The following is a 3,326-nucleotide window of genomic DNA, read 5'->3' as shown; positions in this document are numbered from 1 at the left end:
GCATTGCTTTTGCATATCCTTCACATACTACATGTCCATCCCCGATAAACATTGGCCCTGCAGAATGTACTTTCAAGTTGTTCTGTGCATCATACACTGCCTTTTCACACACATAGTCATGAATCGCCTTTACTTTTTCGTATAGGCTTTTACCGTTGGTCTCTGCCGCGATCTGGGCAGCTGCAGCATCTGCATTGTTCAGAAAATTATTCATATTTTCTGTAATGTTGGTGTTATACCCATCCACAAGAGAAGGCTTCATAGTAAACTTTGAAATAACGCCAGTATACTTTCCATTCTGTTTTTTAGAACTGATACTATAAGAATATCCACTTCCACGCATCCAGAATACTTCTGGATAATCATAGGTGAACGCATCCAGTGCTGCCTGCATATTGACACGCACCTGAAGTATGGCTTCGTCATATGCCTCATCCTGAACCAGCTGGTTATCTTGGACATTCGCCTCAAAGGTAACTGGTTTGCTGGCCTGATACTCATAAGAAACTCCATTAAATGTGCTGTAATTCACAAACAAATTGGAAACATATGTGTTATAGACTTCCAACGCCATCCCATCTAACTGATTGCCATAAGAGCCATCATATTCTTTCAGTGAAAATACATGAATCCCATCTGTGTCTCCTGGTTCTCCGTTCACGATCAGTGGAGAATCCAGTTCCTCTTCCACATACTCCAGAATAGTTCCTTCCTGAGGATCCTGTACATTTGTATCTGCATGGTCTGTAAACAGATTTTCTTCTGCCTCAGGATTAATACCAGCGGTAAATTCTGTTTCCTGGCCTTCTTCCCCTGCAGTCACTTCTTCTGGCTGTTCCGATTCTTCATCCTGAACATCTGTTATCTCTTGGGCTGCAGCATCTGTGTCGGCAACATCTTCCACATCATAAAACGCTTCCCCATACACTCCAGAAGGTGATACTCCAAGAAGCACAGCCAATACTCCAGCCAGAATCTGATTTCGTTTTTTCATATACATCTCTCCATTTTTCTGCTAATACGATCTCTGTTTGCTACTGCAAGTATACCATTGCATGGCTTTCCTTTCCAGTTGTTTTTCGATACCATACGTTAATCTGGCAGCACATGCTGTATTGCGTAATCCTTCCACATTGGTTATAATTATTTCATCCAAAACTATTGAGAACACGGAGAATCTATTTCATGGACAAGCAAAAAACACTCCCCCAAAACTTAAGACGCATTCTTCCTTTCCTGATTTTTCTTCTTTTCATAAGCAGCGTATGTGTCATTGTTTACAAAGCCCAGTTCCGGTATGATCTGCACAAACCGGTTCAATATATCATGATGACAACCCACAAGACCAACGGCGAAGTCATCCTTACCAAAGATTCGCCTTCTCTTACAGAAGAATTTTCCTGTTCGGTACCTGAACTGAGAGCATTTTCAATGGAGTGCACTGCCTATCGTGCCAGTTCAGATGCCAGGATTTCCATTACCTTATCTGATACTGAAAGCGGCCAGATCCTTTACAGGGACAGCCAGAAAATCACCGGATTAATCAAGACTTCCAATTCCAGATACCTGAAATGCTCCTTAGATGAGGAATTTACAGACTCTGAATCCAGGCTTCTCCGGCTGGAGCTTACCTTGGAACATGCACAGGATACAACTTTGCACTTTACAGCAAATCAGAGACAGATCCTTGTATCTTCTTTTAATGACAACCCTGCAGACCACAGCAATGTGATTTATTCCCTCAGCTACAGTGACAACAGCTTTATGTCTCTGTTTTATGCTGTTTTATGTGCTGCCCTGCTGCTTTTTGCTGCACTGGCTTATTATCTGATTATGATTCGCTGCCAGAAGATCCAGCAGTTTTTTGTACCGCTTGCACTTATGCTTGGTCTTATTTTTCAATGCCTTGTTACTGTCCACGGCGTGCCGGACGAGTCCACGCACCTTGACACTGCATATAAGTATTCCAACCAGATTCTTTTTGTACAATCCACTGATACACCTGGCACCATTTACAAAAGGGAATGCGATGCAAGATTAAGTGAAATGCTGGCAAATGGTCTGGAAAGCAACTCCTATTATCAGCTGCTTTTTCATACCTTAGAACGGCCTTCTGATACACAGCTGGTACAGGTTTCCTATATCGATGGCACCAATCTGGTTCCCGGGATCGTATACCTGCCTGCAGCTCTTGGCATCAGTGTGGGACGGATTCTTGGGCTTTCAGCAATGCTTACTTTCCAGCTTGGCCGTATCTTTAACCTGCTGGTGTTTATCCTGCTGATCCGGCTGGCTATCGGTGTAACACCATACTGGAAAAACCTTTTCGGTGCCCTTGGATTGCTTCCTATCACCTTGCAGCAGGCTGCCTCTGCCTCTTATGACGCTATTATCAATGGACTGATCTTCCTGTTCATTGCCCTGTGTTTCCATTGCCAAAACACTCAGGTCCTCCATAAGAAGCAATTGATTCCAACAGGGATACTTGCTGTTTTCGTGGCTGTGATCAAAGGCGGCGTATATCTGCCGTTGCTGTTTCTTTTGTTTCTGTGTTTTCATCACAAATCATCAGGAATGTATCCTGCCCGGAAACGTAAGCTGCTTCTTGGATCAGTTCTTGCCTTTGTCCTGCTATCAGCACTTGCCCTTGTAAAATTCATGCCTGTATTTCATGACTTTCTGACTTCTGCAGCTGCTGTTGACCAGGAAAATTCATTATATACTATTCCTTACGTACTTCAGCACCCGCTGCACACCGTTTATCTGCTGTGGAATACACTGATGAAATGCGGAGATGATCTTGTTCGTGGACTTCTTGGAGGCATGCTTTCCTGGTTGGATTTCCAGATAAATTGGATCTTTATCATTCTCCTGCTGATCTGCCTGCTTCTGCTTATAAATGTTAACGATGACAACAAAAGGCTTTCCCGTAAAGCACAGCTTGTGATTTCAGGAAGCTGTCTGCTATCCACGCTGCTGATCATGCTTTCCATGCTGGTAGGATATACAAAGATGAAATGGAATTATATCCAGGGGCTCCAGGGGCGGTATTTCCTGCCACTTGCACCTGCATTTTTCCCATTGCTGACCACAAATATAGTGTCTGTAAATGTAAAGCAGGCATCCCGCACCTGGATGGTACTTATTGGTACAGAGATCTTACTGGTGCTGCAGATGGCAGCCATGATCCTGTAACATATTCAAGAATGCCTCGGCATTCTTGCTGCGAGGTGCGCGTCATGCAATTGCATGACATACTTCTCCTGCGCACCTCTGCAATCCTGCCGGAGGCTATATCAGCTGGGGGATTGACTCCCAGCTGATAT

The 3,326-nt window shown here is 43.9% G+C and carries 2 protein-coding genes; one reads left to right on the top strand and one right to left on the bottom strand.

Annotated features, from left to right (window positions below; genetic code table 11):
- On the bottom strand, window positions 1-994 hold a 994-nt coding region (locus G5B11_RS18320), incomplete at its 3' end, for a transglutaminase domain-containing protein (protein WP_173729287.1).
- A 191-nt stretch (window positions 995-1,185) separates the two neighbouring features.
- Between G5B11_RS18320 and G5B11_RS18315 the strand changes: the two genes are divergently transcribed.
- Window positions 1,186-3,195, top strand: coding sequence for a DUF2142 domain-containing protein (locus tag G5B11_RS18315; RefSeq protein WP_173729286.1), 2,010 nt, complete (start codon window positions 1,186-1,188; stop codon window positions 3,193-3,195).
- Window positions 3,196-3,326: the final 131 nt, after the last annotated feature.

The organism is Blautia glucerasea (assembly GCF_013304385.1).
Taxonomy (GTDB): domain Bacteria; phylum Bacillota; class Clostridia; order Lachnospirales; family Lachnospiraceae; genus Blautia_A; species Blautia_A ammoniilytica.
The sequence above is the reverse complement of the archived record's forward strand: the minus strand, read 5'-3'. Positions and strand labels throughout refer to the sequence as shown.

Excerpts from the sequence above, each read along its gene's own strand:
- G5B11_RS18315 (WP_173729286.1), top strand. The coding sequence starts at position 1,186 with ATGGACAAGCAAAAAACACTCCCCCAAAACTTAAGACGCATTCTTCCT.